The organism is Pseudomonas sp. N-1-13, assembly GCF_057787095.1.
This window is the reverse complement of record NZ_JBYNRI010000001.1, coordinates 2,242,933-2,259,363: the sequence shown is the minus strand read 5'-3', so window position 1 is coordinate 2,259,363 and position 16,431 is coordinate 2,242,933. Positions and strand designations below refer to the sequence as shown.

Here is a 16,431-nt window from a genome sequence, read left to right as displayed (position 1 = left end):
TCACTCAGGCGGGGTCACTTCGATACAGCGGGGTATTTTCAAGCTCATACCGCAACTCATCGATCAGCTTTGCCAGGCTTTCTTCCGAGCGGACGCTGTCGACGCTCATGCCACTCACCACCAAATCCACCTCCCCGCTTTCGCGGTGATACAGGCGTACGGTAAGGGTTCCGTCGCCGTTGAGGCTGCATTCGCAGGCCAGTGGCTTGAAGCTTTCTTCGAGTCGGGCGCGCAGGGGGGCCAGTAAGGTCATCCGTTGCTCCTCAGCGCTGTAGCCGTGAGCGACCGGCGGGCAACTGCGGGCTCATAGGCCCGGCAAGCGTCCTGGCGATTGCACAATTGATTCGTTCACTGCTCATTGTGGCGTGTTCCTTGACTGTTTCGTGGGGGACGCGGCATTGCGCAGAGAATGCCGCACCCTCACAGCCTAAGGAGCCAACGGCGCGGGCAAAACCCGAATTTGCACCAGCACGCCCGGTGCATTTGCACTGGCCATCATGGTGCCTTCATTCGCCACTCGTTGGCGAACAGGCCGCGTTCGCGCGCCCAGACGATTGCCTCGCTGCGGCTGTGAACATCGAGTTTGGAGTACAGCGTCGCCACATGATTGCGCACGGTATTGGGGGCCAGCTTCAAGCGCGCGGCGATTTCCTTGTCGGCCAGGCCCTGGCAGATCAGCCCCAGCACATCACGCTCCCGGGCTGTGAGCTCGGTAAATGAAGTGCTGGGCAACTGGGCGTTGATGCTCTTCACATTGGCCAGTTTTTCGATCAGGGTCCGACTGAACCAGGAGGCATCTTTCATCACCTCTTCGATGGCCGCCACCAGCTCCAGCTCCGAGCGTTTGCGTTCGGTGATGTTCATCAACACCAGCAAATAACACGGCTTGTCCTGAATGACGACAGTATCGGCTGCCATCTCGCAGTCGATCTGTTCCCCACCTTTTTTGTGAACCTTGACGTCGACGCTGGACACGGTTGCGGTTTTTTCCAGCGTGGCAAACAGTGCGGCGCAGGCATCCGCGTCGAGAAAGCCGATTTCCTCCACGGTTTTGCCCAGCAGCTCTTCACTGGCATAACCGGTGGTCTGAAGAAAGGCTTCGTTGATCTCGAGCAGTTGCTGTTCGGCGCTGCACACCAGGGTTGGCACGGGCGTGAGACGGAACGATTTGGCAAAGCGCTCCTCGCTCTGGCGCAACGCCGTTTCGGCCTTGCGGCGCGGCTCCATGTCCATGAAGGAAAACAGCATGCAGTCTTCGTCATGCAGGTCATCCAGCGGCTGGCCCGCGACAATCACTTGCTTGCTGCCGCCCCCTGGCAATTTCAACTCAGCCTGCATTTGCGGAATGGTCGCGCCCTGCCCCAGGCGCTCGATGGCCAAGTCACGTTTCTCGGCGGCCTCGAGCACGTCCAGCTCATACACCGAACGCCCGATCACCTGCTCGCGGCTGTAGCCAGTCATTTCCAGAAAGCCCTGGTTGACCTTGATATAGCGCAAGTCACTGAGGCGGCAGATCACCGCCGGCGCCGGGTTGGCACCGAAGGTTCTTTCAAAACGCTGTTCGGCGCTGGCCCACTCGGTGGCATCGCTGAGAATCAGCACCAGCAATTCCGCCTCACCGCTGCGGTCGGTCAGCACCATGCTGCGAATCCGATGAACCCAGGTGCGGTCCGGATCAGCCTCGGGCGTGACCTCCACCAATACGTCGCTGAACTCATCGCCACGGGCGACCCGGGCAATGGGGTAGTTGTCCGCGGTCAGCGGGTGGTTGTTGCGATAACGCAAATTGAACCGCTGGGCGTATTCCTCGGCGTTGGCCCCCAGCTCCTTGAGGTCAGTGACCCCGTGCATGGTCAACGCCGCTTCGTTGGCCCAGGCGATGGTCTGATCGACTTCGATCAACATCACCCCGTCAGACAACCCGGCGATGATTTGCAGCAGTTGACGACGATTGGTATCGGTAGTCGGGACATCCTGGCTCATCGGGTCTCCATGTGGTCAGAGGAGCATGGAGATTACGACCATCCGCGGCGATGACACGTTCCCCTATAGGAACTGTCGAGTGCAACGAGGCTGCGATCTTTTAATCCTCAAGCTGCTTCAAGCCGCCATGCGTCCCTCGGCAATCGCCTGTGAGGCGGCGAGCATCGCTCGCAGCAGCACCGCACACCCGGCAGCCAGATCATCCGGGGCGGCGTTTTCGATTTCGTTGTGGCTGATGCCGCCTTCGCACGGCACGAAGATCATCCCGGCTGGCCCCAGTTCGGCGAGGAAGATCGCGTCGTGGCCTGCGCCGCTGACGATGTCCATGTGGGACAGGCCCAGCCCTTGGGCAGCACCGCGCACAGCTTCGACACAACCCTTGTCGAAGTACAGTGGCGGAAAGTCAGCCGTAGGGGTCAGTTCATACGTCAGGCCGTGTTGCTGGCAAGTGTCATCAATGACTTGCCTGACCTCGGCGATCATCGAATCCAGGCGTGCCGGCTCCAGGTGACGAAAATCCAGGGTCATGCGCACTTCGCCGGGGATGACATTGCGCGAACCGGGATAGGCTTGCAGGCAGCCAACCGTGCCGCAGGCATGGGGTTGATGGCCGAGGGCCGCGCGGTTGACGGCGCCGACGATGATCGAAGCACCGACCAAAGCGTCCTTGCGCAGGTGCATCGGGGTCGGGCCGGCGTGGGCTTCGACGCCCCGCAAGGTCAGATCGAACCACTTCTGCCCCAGTGCCCCCATCACCACACCGATGGTCTTGCGTTCGTCCTCCAGGATCGGCCCCTGCTCGATATGCGCCTCGAAATACGCCCCCACCGGATGCCCGCTGACCGGGCGTGGCCCGGCGTAGCCGATGGCATTGAGTGCCTGGCCGACGGTAATGCCCTCGGCGTCGGTCTTGGCCAGGGTTTCTTCGAGGGTGAACTTCTCGGCGAATACGCCGGAGCCCATCATGCACGGGGCGAAGCGCGAGCCTTCTTCGTTGGTCCAGACCACCACCTCCAACGGTGCTTCGGTCTCTATTTTCAAATCATTGAGGGTGCGCAGCACTTCCAGGCCGGACAGCACACCGAAGCATCCGTCGAACTTGCCACCGGTAGGCTGGGTGTCGATGTGGCTGCCGGTCATCACCGGTGGCAGGTTCGGATTGCGCCCCGGCCGACGGGCGAAAATATTGCCCACCGCGTCAATGCTGACGGTGCAGCCGGCCGCCTCGGTCCATTGCACGAACAAGTCCCGGGCCTGGCGGTCCAGATCGGTCAGGGCCAGCCTGCACACCCCACCCTTGACCGTGGCACCGAGCTGCGCCAGGTCCATGAGCGACTGCCACAAGCGGTCGCGATTGATGTGCTGTTGGGTGGACTGTAGAACGTCGACGGCTGCGTTCATGGGGGATCTCCAGTTTTTTCAGGCATTTTCTCGTTGTACTTGAGGCCGCTATCGCGAGCAGGCTCGCTCCCACAGGGGATCTGCTGTGCACACAGGCTTGCATTCCCCCCAATCCAGTGTGGGAGCGAGCCTGCTCGCGATGAGGCCCTCCTTTACACCGCAGTTTTAGCGATGGACGGGCTCGCCCGCATACTGCACAACCCGTAATAGATCACCCCGCCCAGTGCCGAGCCGGTGAACCAGCCGTAGCTGTAGAACCAGCTGAATGCGTCGCTGCCCAGCGACAGCAGCGTCAGCACCACGGGCACGCCAAAGGCGATGAAGCCGTTCCAGTTCCAGGCCGGGTAGACGTCGTCGCGGTACAGCCCGGCCAGGTCCAGTTGTTGTTTCTTGATCAGGAAATAGTCCACCACCATGATCCCGGCAATCGGCCCCAGCAGGCTCGAATAGCCCAGCAGCCAGTTGGAATAGACCGACTCAAGGCTGACCTCGGAAACGATCAGACCGAGTTTCTTCAGCAGTTCGTGGGCCATCAGCGCCAGCCCTACCAGCCCGGTCAGCATCACTGCCTTGGTACGGCCAATCAGTTTTGGCGCCAGGTTCTGAAAATCGTTGGTGGGTGAGACGATGTTGGCGGCGGTGTTGGTCGAGAGCGTGGCGATGATGATCAGCACCATGGCCAGCGCCACCCACAGCGGGCTCTGAATGTGTCCGATCAGGGTCACCGGGTCAGAGACGGTCACGCCCACCAGTTTCGCCGAGGCCGCCGTCATCACCACGCCGAGGGCGGCGAACAGGAACATGGTCAGCGGCAGGCCGATGATCTGCCCCACGATCTGGTCTTTCTGGCTCTTGGCATAACGGCTGAAGTCAGGAATATTCAACGACAGCGTGGCCCAGAAACCCACCATCGCTGTGAGCCCTGCCAGGAAATAACTGGTCACGCCGGCACCTTCGGGCCGCTTGGCCGGCTGCGCCATCAGTTCGGTCAGGGAGACGTTGGGCAACGCCCACATCAGCAGCCCGACTCCCACCAGCACCAGCAGCGGCGCGGACAGGGTTTCCAGCCATTTGATCGACTCGGCACCGCGCAGCACCACCCACAGATTCAGGACCCAGAACACCATGAAACCAATCACTTCGCCGGTGCCACCCAGGCTCTTCCAGCCCTCGAACACCGAGCCGAGAAACAGGTGAATCGCCAGCCCGCCGAACATCGTCTGGATTCCGAACCAGCCACACGCCACCAGTGCGCGGATCAGGCAGGGAACGTTGGAGCCGATGACGCCGAAGGACGAGCGCAACAGCACCGGGAACGGAATGCCGTATTTGGTCCCGGCAAAGGCGTTCAGGGTCAGGGGAATCAGCACGATGATGTTGGCGAACAGGATGGCCAGCAACGCTTCACCCACCGACAACCCGAAATAGGCCGTGAGCACGCCGCCCAGGGTGTAGGTCGGTACACAGATCGACATGCCGACCCATAACGCGGTGATGTGCCATTTATTCCAGGTTCGCTCATGCACCTGGGTTGGCGCGATGTCATGGTTGTAACGGGGGCTGTCGAGAACGTCGCTGCCGGCTTCAAGCTCGAATAACCCGTCGCGCTCGGTCACTGTTGATCTGGTCATGTCCGCTCCACTGTTTTCATTATTTTTGCTCATCGACTGGCGATGGCCGGAGTACTTGCATGTAAAGCGCGCGTTCTACCGGCGGCCCTGCCTGGCAGCGACAGCACTCAATAACTGTGCCGATTGCCTCGCCGGGTTGACCGGTTGAACGATATAACACTGACAACTTTATGATATTTAACGCTTTAATTTAATTTCATTGTCCGCTCGCACTGCGCGCCAGTGCCCTTGAGGCTAGATGACCTGCACGTTCTGTCGAGTCCGAGATTCAAAGTGGTGCACCCCACAATATTGCGAAGCGTCTAAACCGCACTTTAACGCCTTTCAAGCTGCTGATTTAGCATGATAAATCTCGCTCAAATAATGATCCTGTCAAGTGCGTCAAAATGGTGAGGCGGCTCACCATTTTGGTGATTTATAGATTAAATTGATATTTTTCAATTGGTTATACATTCAAACAACCCATTAAAAATAATCTTGCCGATTCGTAAAACTCCAGCTAGCTTCTAATCCTGACAGCCGTGACAGGATTAGAACTCTGCACGACTTCATCACTTCCCCATCATGATCTATACAACATAAAGAACCGGCATCAGTCGGTCATGCCTGCGAGGAACTCGGAATGTCTTTGTTGATCCGTGGCGCCACCGTAATAACCCATGATGAACGTTATCGCGCCGATGTGTTGTGTGCCGAGGGTGTGATCAAGGCCATTGGTGAAAACCTGGATGTGCCCGCCGATGTCGAGGTAATCGATGGCAGCGGCCAATACCTGATGCCGGGCGGCATCGACCCGCATACCCATATGCAGTTGCCGTTCATGGGCACCGTCGCCAGCGAAGATTTTTTCAGTGGCACGGCAGCAGGCCTGGCGGGAGGCACGACGTCGATCATCGACTTTGTCATTCCCAATCCCCAGCAATCGCTGATGGAAGCCTTCCACCAGTGGCGCGGCTGGGCGGAAAAAAGCGCCAGTGATTACGGTTTTCACGTGGCGATCACCTGGTGGAGTGAACAGGTTCGTGAAGAGATGGCCGAGCTCGTCAGCCATCACGGGGTAAACAGCTTCAAGCACTTCATGGCCTACAAGAACGCGATCATGGCGGCCGACGACACCTTGGTGGCAAGCTTCGAGCGCTGTCTGGAACTGGGCGCCGTGCCCACGGTGCATGCCGAGAACGGCGAGCTGGTTGATCACCTGCAGCGCAAGTTGCTGGCCCAGGGCATTACCGGCCCCGAAGCCCATCCGCTGTCGCGGCCCTCGCAAGTGGAAGGTGAAGCCGCGAGCCGGGCCATCCGTATTGCCCAGACCCTGGGCACGCCGCTGTACCTGGTGCATGTGTCGACCAAGGAAGCCCTGGATGAAATCACCTATGCCCGCAGCCAGGGCCAGCCGGTCTACGGTGAAGTACTGGCCGGGCATCTGCTGCTCGACGATAGCGTTTATCGCCACCCCGACTGGCAGACCGCCGCCGGTTACGTGATGAGCCCGCCCTTCCGCCCTCGCGGGCATCAGGAAGCGCTCTGGTATGGCTTGCAATCAGGCAACCTGCACACCACCGCCACCGACCATTGCTGTTTCTGCGCCGAACAGAAAGCCGCCGGCCGCGAAGACTTCAGCAAGATTCCCAACGGTACCGCCGGTATCGAAGACCGTATGGCGGTGCTGTGGGATGAAGGGGTCAACAGCGGCAAATTGTCGATGCATGATTTCGTCGCCCTCACCTCCACCAACACGGCGAAGATCTTCAACCTTTACCCGCGCAAAGGCGCCATTCGCGTCGGCGCCGACGCCGACCTGGTGCTCTGGGACCCGCAAGGCAGCCGCACGATTTCGGCCAAGACCCACCATCAACAGGTGGACTTCAACATCTTCGAAGGCAAAACCGTGCGCGGCGTGCCCAGCCACACCATCAGCCAGGGCCGGCTGGTCTGGGTCGATGGCGACCTGCGGGCCGAACGCGGAGCGGGACGCTACATCGAACGACCGGCTTACCCGGCGGTGTTCGATTTGTTGAGCAAGCGGGCGGAGTTGCACCGGCCGGTTGCAGTGAAACGCTGATAGCGGCCTACGGCCTATCGCGAGCAGGCTCGCTCCCACACTGGATTTTGAATGGATACAAAATCTGTGTGCACCGCAGATCCCTGTGGGAGCGAGCCTGCTCGCGATGAGGCCAGTCCGGACACAAAAAACACTGCCCACCAGAGGCAGCACCTCAAACACCGTGAGGCCAATTCCATGATCCAGCCCTTGAGTCACCTCCCCCATTCCCAGGAAGACCCGACCACCCTGGCTGCGCGCTTCAGCGACCTGGCGCCGCCGCTCAACCCACGACAGGCGCACCTGGAAGCATCCCGGTGCCTGTACTGCTACGACGCGCCGTGCGTGAACGCCTGTCCGAGCGAGATCGACATCCCTTCGTTCATCCGCAACATCCATCAGGACAACGTCCAGGGCGCGGCGCAGAAGATTCTCTCGGCCAATATCCTCGGCGGCAGTTGTGCCCGGGTCTGCCCCACGGAGATCCTTTGCCAGCAAGCCTGCGTGCGCAACAACGCTCAGGAGTGCGCGCCGGTACTGATCGGCCTGTTGCAACGCTACGCCGTGGACAACGCCCACTTCAGCGAACACCCGTTCAAACGCGCCGCCGCCACCGGCAAGCGCATTGCCGTGGTCGGCGCGGGTCCTGCGGGGTTGTCCTGCGCTCACCGCAGCGCGATGCACGGCCACGATGTGGTGGTGTTCGAGGCCCGGGAAAAGGCCGGTGGCCTCAACGAATACGGAATCGCCAAATACAAGCTGGTGGACGATTATGCCCAGCGCGAACTGGACTTTCTGCTGGGCATCGGCGGCATCGAAATCCGCCATGGGCAAAAGCTGGGCGAAAACCTCAGCTTGAGCGACTTGCATCAGCAATTCGACGCTGTGTTCCTCGGCCTCGGCCTGGCCGCCAGCAAACAACTGGGCCTGAGCGATGAACAGGCGCCGGGGCTGCTGGCCGCCACCGAGTACATCCGCGAACTGCGCCAGGCTGACGACCTTAGCCAGTTGCCGCTGGCCGATCGCTGCATCGTCCTCGGTGCCGGCAACACCGCCATCGACATGGCCGTGCAGATGGCCCGGCTCGGTGCCCGGGACGTCAGCCTGGTGTACCGGCGCGGCCTTGAGGACATGGGCGCCACCGGCCATGAGCAAGACATCGCCAAGGCCAATCAGGTGCGTCTGCTGACCTGGGCCCAACCGCAACAAGTGCTGCTGGACGAGGCCGGGAATGTGCGCGGCATGCGTTTCTCCCGCACCCACCTGGAGAACGGTCGGTTGGTCACCGGCGCCGACACCTTCGACCTGCCCGCTGACGGGATTTTCAAAGCCATTGGCCAGGCCTTCGATGACCACGCGCTGGCGGACCCGCTGGCCCGTGAACTCAAACGCCAGGATGGACGGATCCTGGTAGACGAGCATTTGCGCACCAGCATCGCCGGCGTGTATGCCGGCGGTGACTGCACCAGCCTGGACCAGGACCTGACGGTGCAGGCCGTGCAGCACGGCAAGCTTGCCGCCGAGGCGATCAACGCTCAACTCATGCTCAACGTGGAGGCTGCGTAAATGGCCGATCTGTCGATTGTCTTCGCCGGCATCAAAGCCCCCAATCCGTTCTGGCTGGCCTCCGCGCCGCCGACCGACAAGGCCTACAACGTGGTACGTGCCTTCGAGGCCGGTTGGGGTGGCGTGGTCTGGAAAACCCTTGGAGAGGATCCGGCGGCCGTGAACGTGTCGTCGCGTTACTCGGCCCACTTCGGCGCCAATCGCGAGGTGCTGGGCATCAATAATATTGAGCTGATCACCGACCGTTCGCTGGAGATCAACCTGCGGGAAATCACCCAGGTGAAAAAGGACTGGCCGGACCGGGCGCTGATCGTGTCGTTGATGGTGCCGTGCGTGGAAGAATCCTGGAAACGCATTCTGCCCCTGGTGGAGGCCACGGGTGCCGATGGTATCGAGCTGAACTTCGGCTGCCCCCACGGCATGCCCGAGCGGGGCATGGGCGCGGCCGTCGGCCAGGTGCCGGAGTACGTCGAGCAAGTCACGCGCTGGTGCAAGACCTATTGCTCGCTGCCGGTGATCGTCAAGCTGACGCCGAACATCACCGACATCCGCGTCGCTGCCCGGGCGGCCCATCGGGGCGGCGCCGATGCAGTGTCGTTGATCAACACCATCAACTCCATCACCAGCGTCGACCTGGACCGCATGGTCGCCCTGCCCATCGTCGGCAGCCAGAGCACCCACGGCGGCTACTGCGGCTCGGCGGTCAAGCCGATCGCGCTGAACATGGTCGCGGAAATCGCCCGCGACCCGCAGACCCAGGGCTTGCCGATCTGCGGCATCGGTGGCATCGGCAGTTGGCGCGACGCGGCGGAATTCATCGCCCTGGGCAGTGGCGCCGTGCAAGTGTGCACGGCGGCGATGCTCCACGGTTTTCGTATTGTCGAAGAGATGAAGGACGGTCTGTCACGCTGGATGGACGATCACGGCCACGCCAACCTGCAGGCATTTTCCGGTCGCGCGGTGGGCAACACCACCGACTGGAAGTACCTGGACATCAACTATCAAGTCATCGCGAAGATCGACCAAGCGGCCTGCATCGGTTGCGGTCGCTGCCACATCGCCTGTGAAGACACGTCCCACCAGGCCATCGCCAGCCTCAAGCAAGCGGACGGGACGCACAAATATGAAGTGATCGATGAAGAGTGCGTGGGCTGCAACCTCTGCCAGATCACCTGCCCGGTGCAGGACTGCATCGAGATGGTGACGGTGGAAACGGGCAAGCCGTTCCTGGATTGGAACCATGATCCGCGTAATCCCTATCATGTAGCGGTTTGAAGAAGCTGTGGCGTCTGGACTGACGCCATCGCGAGCAGGCTCGCTCCCACACTGGGTCGTGTCGTTCACAGATTTTGTGTACGCCAGAAATCCACTGTGGGAGCGAGCCTGCTCGCGATAGGGCCATCAGCCTCAACACAGATCTCAGGGCTCCAACCCAATCCCCCGCAAAATCACACTGGTCACCGTCTGCACTGCCCGCTCGAACTGCATGTCCGACAGCGGCTGATGGTCGTTGAGGATATTGATCTGGTGGTCGAAGTCGGCGTAGTGCTGGGTCGAGGCCCAGATCATGTAGAGCAGGCTTGACGGCTCCACGGGGAGGATGCGTTTGTCCTCCACCCACTGGCGGATTTTTGCCTCTTTCATCTTGGCCCAGTCATAGAGGCTGGCATCCAGCGCCTGGCCCAGGGTCGGGGCGCCGTGGATGATTTCGTTGGCCCAGACCTTCGAGCCGTAGGGCCGGCTACGGGAGTGGTTCATCTTGGCGCGGATGTAACTGCTGAGCACCACCCGCGGGTCATCGAACATCTCGAAGCACAAGGCATCCTGCTTCCAGACCTCCAACAGATCGAACAGCACGGCGCTGTACAGCTCGCTCTTGGTGCTGAAGTAATAATGCAGGTTGGATCGGGGCAGTTGCACCTCGGCAGCGATGTCGGCCATGGCGGTGCCGCCGAAGCCCTTTTCGGCAAAGACCTTTTCGGCGGCCAGCAGGATTTTCTCGACGTTACTGCGACGAATCTCGATCTTGTGATTGCCCATGAGGGCTCCCTGACGACAGCGTTGGTCAAGACTAGCATTCACCCACTGTCGAAAACACAGGTGTTAACCATGTCTCCCGATGATCGTTCCCACGCTCCTGCGTGGGAATGCCGCCAGGGACGCTCCGCGTTCCGCTTCTGGCAGTGACGCAGAGCGTCACGGGCGGCATTCCCACGCAGAGCGAGGGAACGATCAAACCGGCTGCGCTATGTCGACTGATGTGCTTCGACGTTATCCAGCACACGGTTCGCCAGCAATCCGCTCAATTCGATCAATTGCTGGATGCCCAGGGCGATGTGGCGCCTGGGACCTTCCAGGTCGAAGGCCAAGTCACTGACCATGGCATTGGCCGAGGCCAGGTTTTCGCTGAGGTTGGCGAGCAGGGTTTCGGTGTCGACGCCATTGGCGACGGTGAACAGTTGGCCGGGATCGGCCTCGGATTTGCTGGGTTTGGGCTTGAGGTAGTGGTCGAGGATGCGGTCGGCGGCTTTGTCGAACGCCTTGGAATTGGATGGATCTGTACCGGGTGGGTTGGGGGTTACTTTGAACATAGGTGAATCTCCAAATCGAAAAATGGAGCCATCACTCTCGCTACCAAACGAAGGGTGGCGGCCATACGCGGGTTGGTAGACCGGTGACTTGGAGAACCGGCGCGTCCGAAAACGCCCTGCGCATGACCGCCATAAAACAGATACCAAAACGGACTGTATGACAGGGGCTATGCGTCAAGTCAAAAGCCGGGCTACCAAACCCGATCACTGATTCAATCAGCGACCCGGAAACGATAGAACCCTGCCCCCCAGGCGCACAAGCCGGCGGATTCTGGCGCAGTTGTAGGCAACGGCGCAAGACAACGTAGCCCGACCCCGAACGATCCTACATCTGGATAAACACAAACCCGTTTGGACCCGGCATAGGGTTAAACAACACACCCTCGCCACAAGAGCCTTCTTGTTTGATCGTTCCCACGCTCCTGCGTGGGAATGTCGCCAGGGACGCTCCGCGTTCCGCTTCTGGAAGGTGACGCAGAGCGTCACTGGATGCATTCCCACGCCGAGCGTGGGAACGATCAAAAACACCGGCGCTGCTTGTGGGAAAGCTTCTGTGGCGAGGGAGCAAGAGCTCCCTTAAGACTTCCAATCGCCAGCATTCGACTAATGTCTTAGACCAGTCATCGCACAACCAAGCACCCTCCCCGCTACTCTCAAACCACGCTTCGACACGGCGCCACGGCCTGCAATCTTGAGCTCGGCCAGCGCCAGCCATTGAAACGTCTCATTTTGAGCACATCCGAGTTGGACAATTCCGATAATGGCCAGTTGACAACGAGGAGCAGCTTCCAAATAATCCACCTCATGTTGTACGACGACGTATGACAAATAAAAACAACAAAAAAGTAGGGAGCGTCATAGTGAGCACACGTGTCCGTTTTTCGCCCAACCACCGTCAAAATCGCCGTACCTTTCTCAACGCCAGCCCCGCCCTGGTCCTTCTCGGTTGCAGCAGCCTTGCCGCGTTCCTGCCAATGTCCGCCAGCGCCGAAGGCTTCGTCGATGACGCCAAGGTCAATCTCAACCTGCGCAACTTCTACATCAACCGCAACTTCACCAACCCGGCTAACGCCCAAGGCAAAGCCGAGGAATGGACCCAGAGTTTCATTCTCGACGCCAAGTCCGGCTTCACCCAGGGCACAGTCGGTTTCGGTGTAGACGTGCTGGGCATGTACTCGCTCAAGCTCGACGGTGGTCGCGGCACTGCCAATACCGCCTTGTTGCCGGTGCATGACGATGGCCGCCCGGCCGATGACTTTGGTCGCCTGGGTGTCGCACTCAAGGCCAAGGTGTCGAAAACCGAGTTGAAGGTGGGCGAATGGATGCCGGTGCTGCCAATCCTGCGCTCTGACGATGGCCGCTCCCTGCCGCAGACTTTCCGCGGTGGTCAGGTCACCTCCACCGAGATCAACGGCCTGAGCCTGTACGGCGGCCAGTTCCGCGCCAACAGCCCGCGTAACGACGCGAGCATGGAAGACATGTCGATGAACGGCCGCGGCGCGTTCACGTCCGACCGCTTCAATTTCGGCGGCGGCGAATACGCCTTCAACGACAAGCGCACTCAGGTCGGTGTCTGGTACGCGGAACTGTCGGACATCTACCAGCAAAAATATTTCAACCTGACCCACAGCCAGCCCATCGGTGACTGGACCCTGGGCGCCAACCTGGGCTACTTCATCGGCAAGGAAGAAGGCAGTGCCCTGGCGGGCGACCTGGACAACAAGACCGCCTTCGCCATGCTCTCGGCCAAATACGGTGGCAACACCTTCTACGTCGGCCTGCAAAAACTCAGCGGCGACGATGGCTGGATGCGCGTCAACGGTACCAGCGGCGGCACCCTGGCCAACGACAGCTACAACTCCAGCTACGACAACGCCCAGGAAAAATCCTGGCAAGTGCGCCACGACTTCAACTTTGCCGCCGTCGGCGTACCGGGCCTGACCCTGATGAACCGCTACATCAGCGGTGACAACGTACACACAGGCACCATCACCGACGGTAAGGAATGGGGTCGCGAAAGCGAACTGGCCTACACCGTACAAAGCGGTGCGTTGAAGAGCCTCAATGTGAAATGGCGTAATTCAACGATGCGTCGGGATTACAGCAACAACGAGTTCGATGAAAACCGCTTGATCGTCAGCTACCCGATCTCGCTTCTTTAAGCCGGGATCGGTCGCCATGGTCGCTTTTCAAAAGGGCCATGGCGACGCGACAGCCAAAGGCAGGGACGCCGTTGTAGAGCGATTCGTCGATCAAACGTTGACAAGGTAGCGGTAGGATAAGGATATTCCCTCTCGGTCGTACGACAACTTATAACAACTGATACCTCTCACCGTTTGCTCAGGTAATTTCATGACTACGACACACATTCGCCAACCCTTCAATCGTCTGCTGCTGACCGGTGCTGCCGGCGGCCTGGGCAAAGTCTTGCGTGAACGCCTCAAGCCTTTCGCCCGTCACATTCGCCTGTCGGACATCGCCAACATGGCCCCGGCCATTGATGAAAGTGAAGAAGTGGTGCCGTGCGACCTGTCTGATAAACAGGCGGTGCATCAACTGGTGGAAGGCGTCGATGCCATTTTGCATTTCGGCGGTGTTTCGGTAGAGCGTCCGTTCGAAGAAATCCTCGGCGCCAACATCAGCGGCGTGTTCCACATCTATGAAGCCGCCCGCAAGCATGGCGTCAAGCGCGTGATCTTCGCCAGTTCCAACCACGTCATCGGTTTCTACAAGCAGGACGAGGCCCTCGACGCCCTATCCCCTCGCCGTCCGGATGGCTACTACGGCTTGTCCAAGTCCTACGGCGAAGACATGGCCAGTTTTTACTTCGATCGCTACGGCATCGAAACCGTGAGCATCCGCATTGGCTCGTCGTTCCCCGAACCACAAAACCGCCGGATGATGAGCACCTGGCTGAGCTTCGACGACCTCACCCAACTGATCGAATGCTCGCTCTATACCCCGAAAGTCGGCCACACCGTGGTGTATGGCATGTCCGCCAACCGCGACGTCTGGTGGGACAACAGCCAGGCCGCGCACCTGGGCTACCAGCCCAAGGACAGCTCCGAAATCTTCCGTGACAAGGTCGAAGCGCAGCCGATGCCGGCCGCCGATGACCCGGCCAGGGTCTACCAGGGTGGCGCCTTTGTCGCAGCCGGCCCGTTCGACGACTGATTCGCCTGTTTTTCATGGGATACGAACGAACCAAGGAATCGCCATGCAAGCCGAATTGATTGTCGATGCACGCAACGCCGTCGGTGAGAGCCCAGTGTGGGTTCCCGAGGAGAACGCCCTGTACTGGGTGGACATTCCCAGCGGTGGGTTGCAGTGCTGGAATGCCGGAACCGGACAGCTCAAAGGCTGGGAAACCCCCGAAATGCTCGCCTGCATCGCCCGTCACCAGGACGGGGGTTGGATCGCCGGCATGGAGAGTGGTTTCTTTCGCCTGCACCCCTTTGATGACGGCAGCCTGGACAGCGAATTGTGCGCCAGTGTCGAGCACGCCCGCACCGACATGCGCCTCAACGATGGCCGTTGCGACCGCCAGGGCCGTTTCTGGGCCGGCAGCATGGTGCTGAACATGGGGGCCAACGCCGACCAGGGGCGGATGTACCGCTTCGATGGCGGACAGCGCGGGCCGGTCGAGGCACAACTGAGCGGGTTCATCGTGCCCAATGGCCTGGGTTTCAGCCCGGATGGGCGCACGATGTACCTCTCCGACTCACATCCGTTGATCCAGCAGATCTGGGCTTTCGACTACGACATCGACAGCGGCACGCCCTCCAACCGACGGCTGTTCGTCGACATGATGCCCCTGGCCGGACGCCCGGACGGCGCGGCGGTGGACGCAGAAGGTTGCTATTGGATCTGCGCCAACGATGCCGGCCTCATCCATCGTTTCACCCCGGATGGCCGACTGGATCGCTCTTTGGCGGTGCCGGTGAAGAAACCGACGATGTGCGCCTTTGGCGGCAGCCGTCTGGACACCCTGTTCGTCACCTCGATCCGCCCTGGCGACGACACTGATCCGCAGTCCCTGGCCGGGGGCGTGTTTGCCCTCAACCCCGGCGTCAAGGGCCTTGCTGAAACGGCTTTCGGAGGATCGAAACACGCCGCCAACTGACCTGCATTGCCGCTTCATTCGATAGATATAAAAACAACAACACTGGAGATTGACCATGAATTTCAAACGCACGCTTCTGATCGCAGCCCTCCCCCTGGCCTTCCTTGCGCAAGCGGCACAGGCTCTTGAGATCAAGTTTGCCGATATCCACCCCGATGGCTATCCAACCGTGGAAGCGGAAAAAATCCTTGGCAAGACGCTGGTCGAGGAAAGCAAAGGCCAAAAAGACCCGTTCACCTTCAAGATGTATTCCGGCGGTGTGTTGGGCTCGGAAAAAGAAGTCATCGAGCAGCTTCAGGTCGGTGCCGTCCAGATGGCCCGCGTCAGCCTGGGCATCGTTGGGCCGGTGGTGCCGGACGTAAACGTCTTCAACATGCCATTCGTGTTCCGTGACCAGGCACACATGCGCAAGATCATCGACGGTGAAATCGGCCAGGAAATCCTCGACAAGATCACCAACTCCGAATTCAACCTGGTGGCCCTGGCCTGGATGGACGGCGGTACTCGCAACCTCTACACCAAGAAACCCGTGCACAAGCCCGAAGACATGCATGGCATGAAAATTCGTGTCATGGGCAACCCGATGTTCATCGAGACCCTCAACGCCATGGGCGGTAACGGGATTGCCATGGACACCGGTGAAATCTTCAGTGCTCTGCAGACCGGCGTGATCGACGGTGCGGAAAACAACCCGCCGACCATGCTCGAGCACAACCACTACCAGAACGCCAAGTACTACAGCTTGACCGGCCACCTGATCCTGCCGGAGCCGGTGGTGATGTCCAAGTTCACCTGGGAAAAACTCACCCCCGAGCAGCAAGCCCTGGTGAAAAAAGCGGCCAAGCAATCCCAGCTGGACGAGCGCGAATTGTGGGACAAGAAGACTGCCGCCAGTGAAGAGAAACTCAAGGCCGCGGGCGTTGAGTTCATCACCGTCGACAAGAAACCCTTCTATGACGCCACCGCACCGATCCGGGCCAAATACGGTGCACCGTACGCCGACCTGATCAAGCGTATCGAAGCCGTTCAGTAACACCTCTCAATCTGTACTTGAAAAGGCCAGGTGCGCCCGATGTCACGGGCGCGCCCGGTTAC

The 16,431-nt window shown here is 60.1% G+C and carries 13 protein-coding genes; 7 read left to right on the top strand and 6 right to left on the bottom strand.

Annotation, left to right across the window (positions count from 1 at the left end; all coding sequences use genetic code 11):
- Positions 1 to 4 precede the first annotated feature (4 nt).
- The 4 genes from AC3I65_RS10340 to AC3I65_RS10325 all read right to left on the bottom strand — a co-directional run bounded on the left by AC3I65_RS10340 (position 5) and on the right by AC3I65_RS10325 (position 5,015).
- Positions 5 to 253 carry a DUF1652 domain-containing protein gene (locus AC3I65_RS10340; RefSeq protein WP_047230189.1) on the bottom strand — a complete coding sequence of 83 codons (249 nt, stop codon included), beginning with the start codon at positions 251 to 253 and terminating at the stop codon, positions 5 to 7.
- Positions 254 to 495: 242 nt separating this feature from the next.
- A complete protein-coding gene (locus tag AC3I65_RS10335) occupies positions 496 to 1,983 on the bottom strand; it encodes a helix-turn-helix transcriptional regulator (protein WP_448693698.1) in 1,488 nt (495 codons plus the stop codon).
- Between the two features lie 117 nt (positions 1,984 to 2,100).
- Positions 2,101 to 3,384, bottom strand: a complete 1,284-nt coding sequence (locus AC3I65_RS10330; protein ID WP_047230187.1) for a Zn-dependent hydrolase — start codon at positions 3,382 to 3,384, stop codon at positions 2,101 to 2,103.
- 152 nt (positions 3,385 to 3,536) lie between these two features.
- Positions 3,537 to 5,015 (bottom strand): NCS1 family nucleobase:cation symporter-1, encoded by a 1,479-nt coding sequence (locus AC3I65_RS10325; protein WP_047230186.1) that lies wholly within the window; start codon positions 5,013 to 5,015, stop codon positions 3,537 to 3,539.
- A gap of 622 nt (positions 5,016 to 5,637) precedes the next feature.
- Between AC3I65_RS10325 and hydA the strand changes: the two genes are divergently transcribed.
- From hydA to preA, 3 genes are all read left to right on the top strand, one after another.
- On the top strand, positions 5,638 to 7,077 hold the full coding sequence (gene hydA / locus AC3I65_RS10320; RefSeq protein WP_488523692.1) for a dihydropyrimidinase: 1,440 nt from the start codon (positions 5,638 to 5,640) through the stop codon (positions 7,075 to 7,077).
- A gap of 177 nt (positions 7,078 to 7,254) precedes the next feature.
- Entirely contained in the window at positions 7,255 to 8,622 is a 1,368-nt protein-coding gene (locus AC3I65_RS10315; protein WP_076385282.1) for an NAD(P)-dependent oxidoreductase, read from the top strand.
- The gene (gene preA / locus AC3I65_RS10310) at positions 8,623 to 9,897 is read left to right on the top strand and encodes an NAD-dependent dihydropyrimidine dehydrogenase subunit PreA (RefSeq protein ID WP_047230183.1); all 1,275 of its coding nucleotides are present in this window, start codon (positions 8,623 to 8,625) and stop codon (positions 9,895 to 9,897) included.
- A 144-nt stretch (positions 9,898 to 10,041) separates the two neighbouring features.
- Here preA and AC3I65_RS10305 read toward each other — a convergent pair whose 3' ends face one another.
- Positions 10,042 to 10,662 carry a TetR/AcrR family transcriptional regulator gene (locus tag AC3I65_RS10305; RefSeq protein WP_047230182.1) on the bottom strand — a complete coding sequence of 207 codons (621 nt, stop codon included), beginning with the start codon at positions 10,660 to 10,662 and terminating at the stop codon, positions 10,042 to 10,044.
- A gap of 206 nt (positions 10,663 to 10,868) precedes the next feature.
- Positions 10,869 to 11,213 (bottom strand): DUF6124 family protein, encoded by a 345-nt coding sequence (locus AC3I65_RS10300; RefSeq protein ID WP_488523691.1) that lies wholly within the window; start codon positions 11,211 to 11,213, stop codon positions 10,869 to 10,871.
- 974 nt (positions 11,214 to 12,187) lie between these two features.
- On the opposite strand from AC3I65_RS10300, the gene AC3I65_RS10295 reads away from it, so the two are divergent.
- The 4 genes from AC3I65_RS10295 to AC3I65_RS10280 all read left to right on the top strand — a co-directional run bounded on the left by AC3I65_RS10295 (position 12,188) and on the right by AC3I65_RS10280 (position 16,369).
- Positions 12,188 to 13,375: an OprD family porin gene (locus tag AC3I65_RS10295; RefSeq protein WP_488524303.1), complete on the top strand. Its 1,188-nt coding sequence runs from the start codon at positions 12,188 to 12,190 to the stop codon at positions 13,373 to 13,375.
- Between the two features lie 190 nt (positions 13,376 to 13,565).
- Positions 13,566 to 14,387: an NAD-dependent epimerase/dehydratase family protein gene (locus tag AC3I65_RS10290; protein WP_488523690.1), complete on the top strand. Its 822-nt coding sequence runs from the start codon at positions 13,566 to 13,568 to the stop codon at positions 14,385 to 14,387.
- Between the two features lie 43 nt (positions 14,388 to 14,430).
- Positions 14,431 to 15,336, top strand: coding sequence for an SMP-30/gluconolactonase/LRE family protein (locus AC3I65_RS10285; RefSeq protein ID WP_047227598.1), 906 nt, complete (start codon positions 14,431 to 14,433; stop codon positions 15,334 to 15,336).
- A 55-nt stretch (positions 15,337 to 15,391) separates the two neighbouring features.
- Complete coding sequence (locus tag AC3I65_RS10280; protein WP_047227599.1) at positions 15,392 to 16,369, top strand: TRAP transporter substrate-binding protein; 978 nt, start codon at positions 15,392 to 15,394, stop codon at positions 16,367 to 16,369.
- The last annotated feature ends 62 nt before the right edge of the window (positions 16,370 to 16,431 follow it).

Coding starts and splice junctions, on each gene's coding strand:
- AC3I65_RS10340 (WP_047230189.1), bottom strand. CDS start 253: ATGACCTTACTGGCCCCCCTGCGCGCCCGACTCGAAGAAAGCTTCAAG.
- AC3I65_RS10335 (WP_448693698.1), bottom strand. CDS start 1,983: ATGAGCCAGGATGTCCCGACTACCGATACCAATCGTCGTCAACTGCTG.
- AC3I65_RS10330 (WP_047230187.1), bottom strand. CDS start 3,384: ATGAACGCAGCCGTCGACGTTCTACAGTCCACCCAACAGCACATCAAT.
- AC3I65_RS10325 (WP_047230186.1), bottom strand. CDS start 5,015: ATGACCAGATCAACAGTGACCGAGCGCGACGGGTTATTCGAGCTTGAA.
- hydA (WP_488523692.1), top strand. CDS start 5,638: ATGTCTTTGTTGATCCGTGGCGCCACCGTAATAACCCATGATGAACGT.
- AC3I65_RS10315 (WP_076385282.1), top strand. CDS start 7,255: ATGATCCAGCCCTTGAGTCACCTCCCCCATTCCCAGGAAGACCCGACC.
- preA (WP_047230183.1), top strand. CDS start 8,623: ATGGCCGATCTGTCGATTGTCTTCGCCGGCATCAAAGCCCCCAATCCG.
- AC3I65_RS10305 (WP_047230182.1), bottom strand. CDS start 10,662: ATGGGCAATCACAAGATCGAGATTCGTCGCAGTAACGTCGAGAAAATC.
- AC3I65_RS10300 (WP_488523691.1), bottom strand. CDS start 11,213: ATGTTCAAAGTAACCCCCAACCCACCCGGTACAGATCCATCCAATTCC.
- AC3I65_RS10295 (WP_488524303.1), top strand. CDS start 12,188: ATGTCCGCCAGCGCCGAAGGCTTCGTCGATGACGCCAAGGTCAATCTC.
- AC3I65_RS10290 (WP_488523690.1), top strand. CDS start 13,566: ATGACTACGACACACATTCGCCAACCCTTCAATCGTCTGCTGCTGACC.
- AC3I65_RS10285 (WP_047227598.1), top strand. CDS start 14,431: ATGCAAGCCGAATTGATTGTCGATGCACGCAACGCCGTCGGTGAGAGC.
- AC3I65_RS10280 (WP_047227599.1), top strand. CDS start 15,392: ATGAATTTCAAACGCACGCTTCTGATCGCAGCCCTCCCCCTGGCCTTC.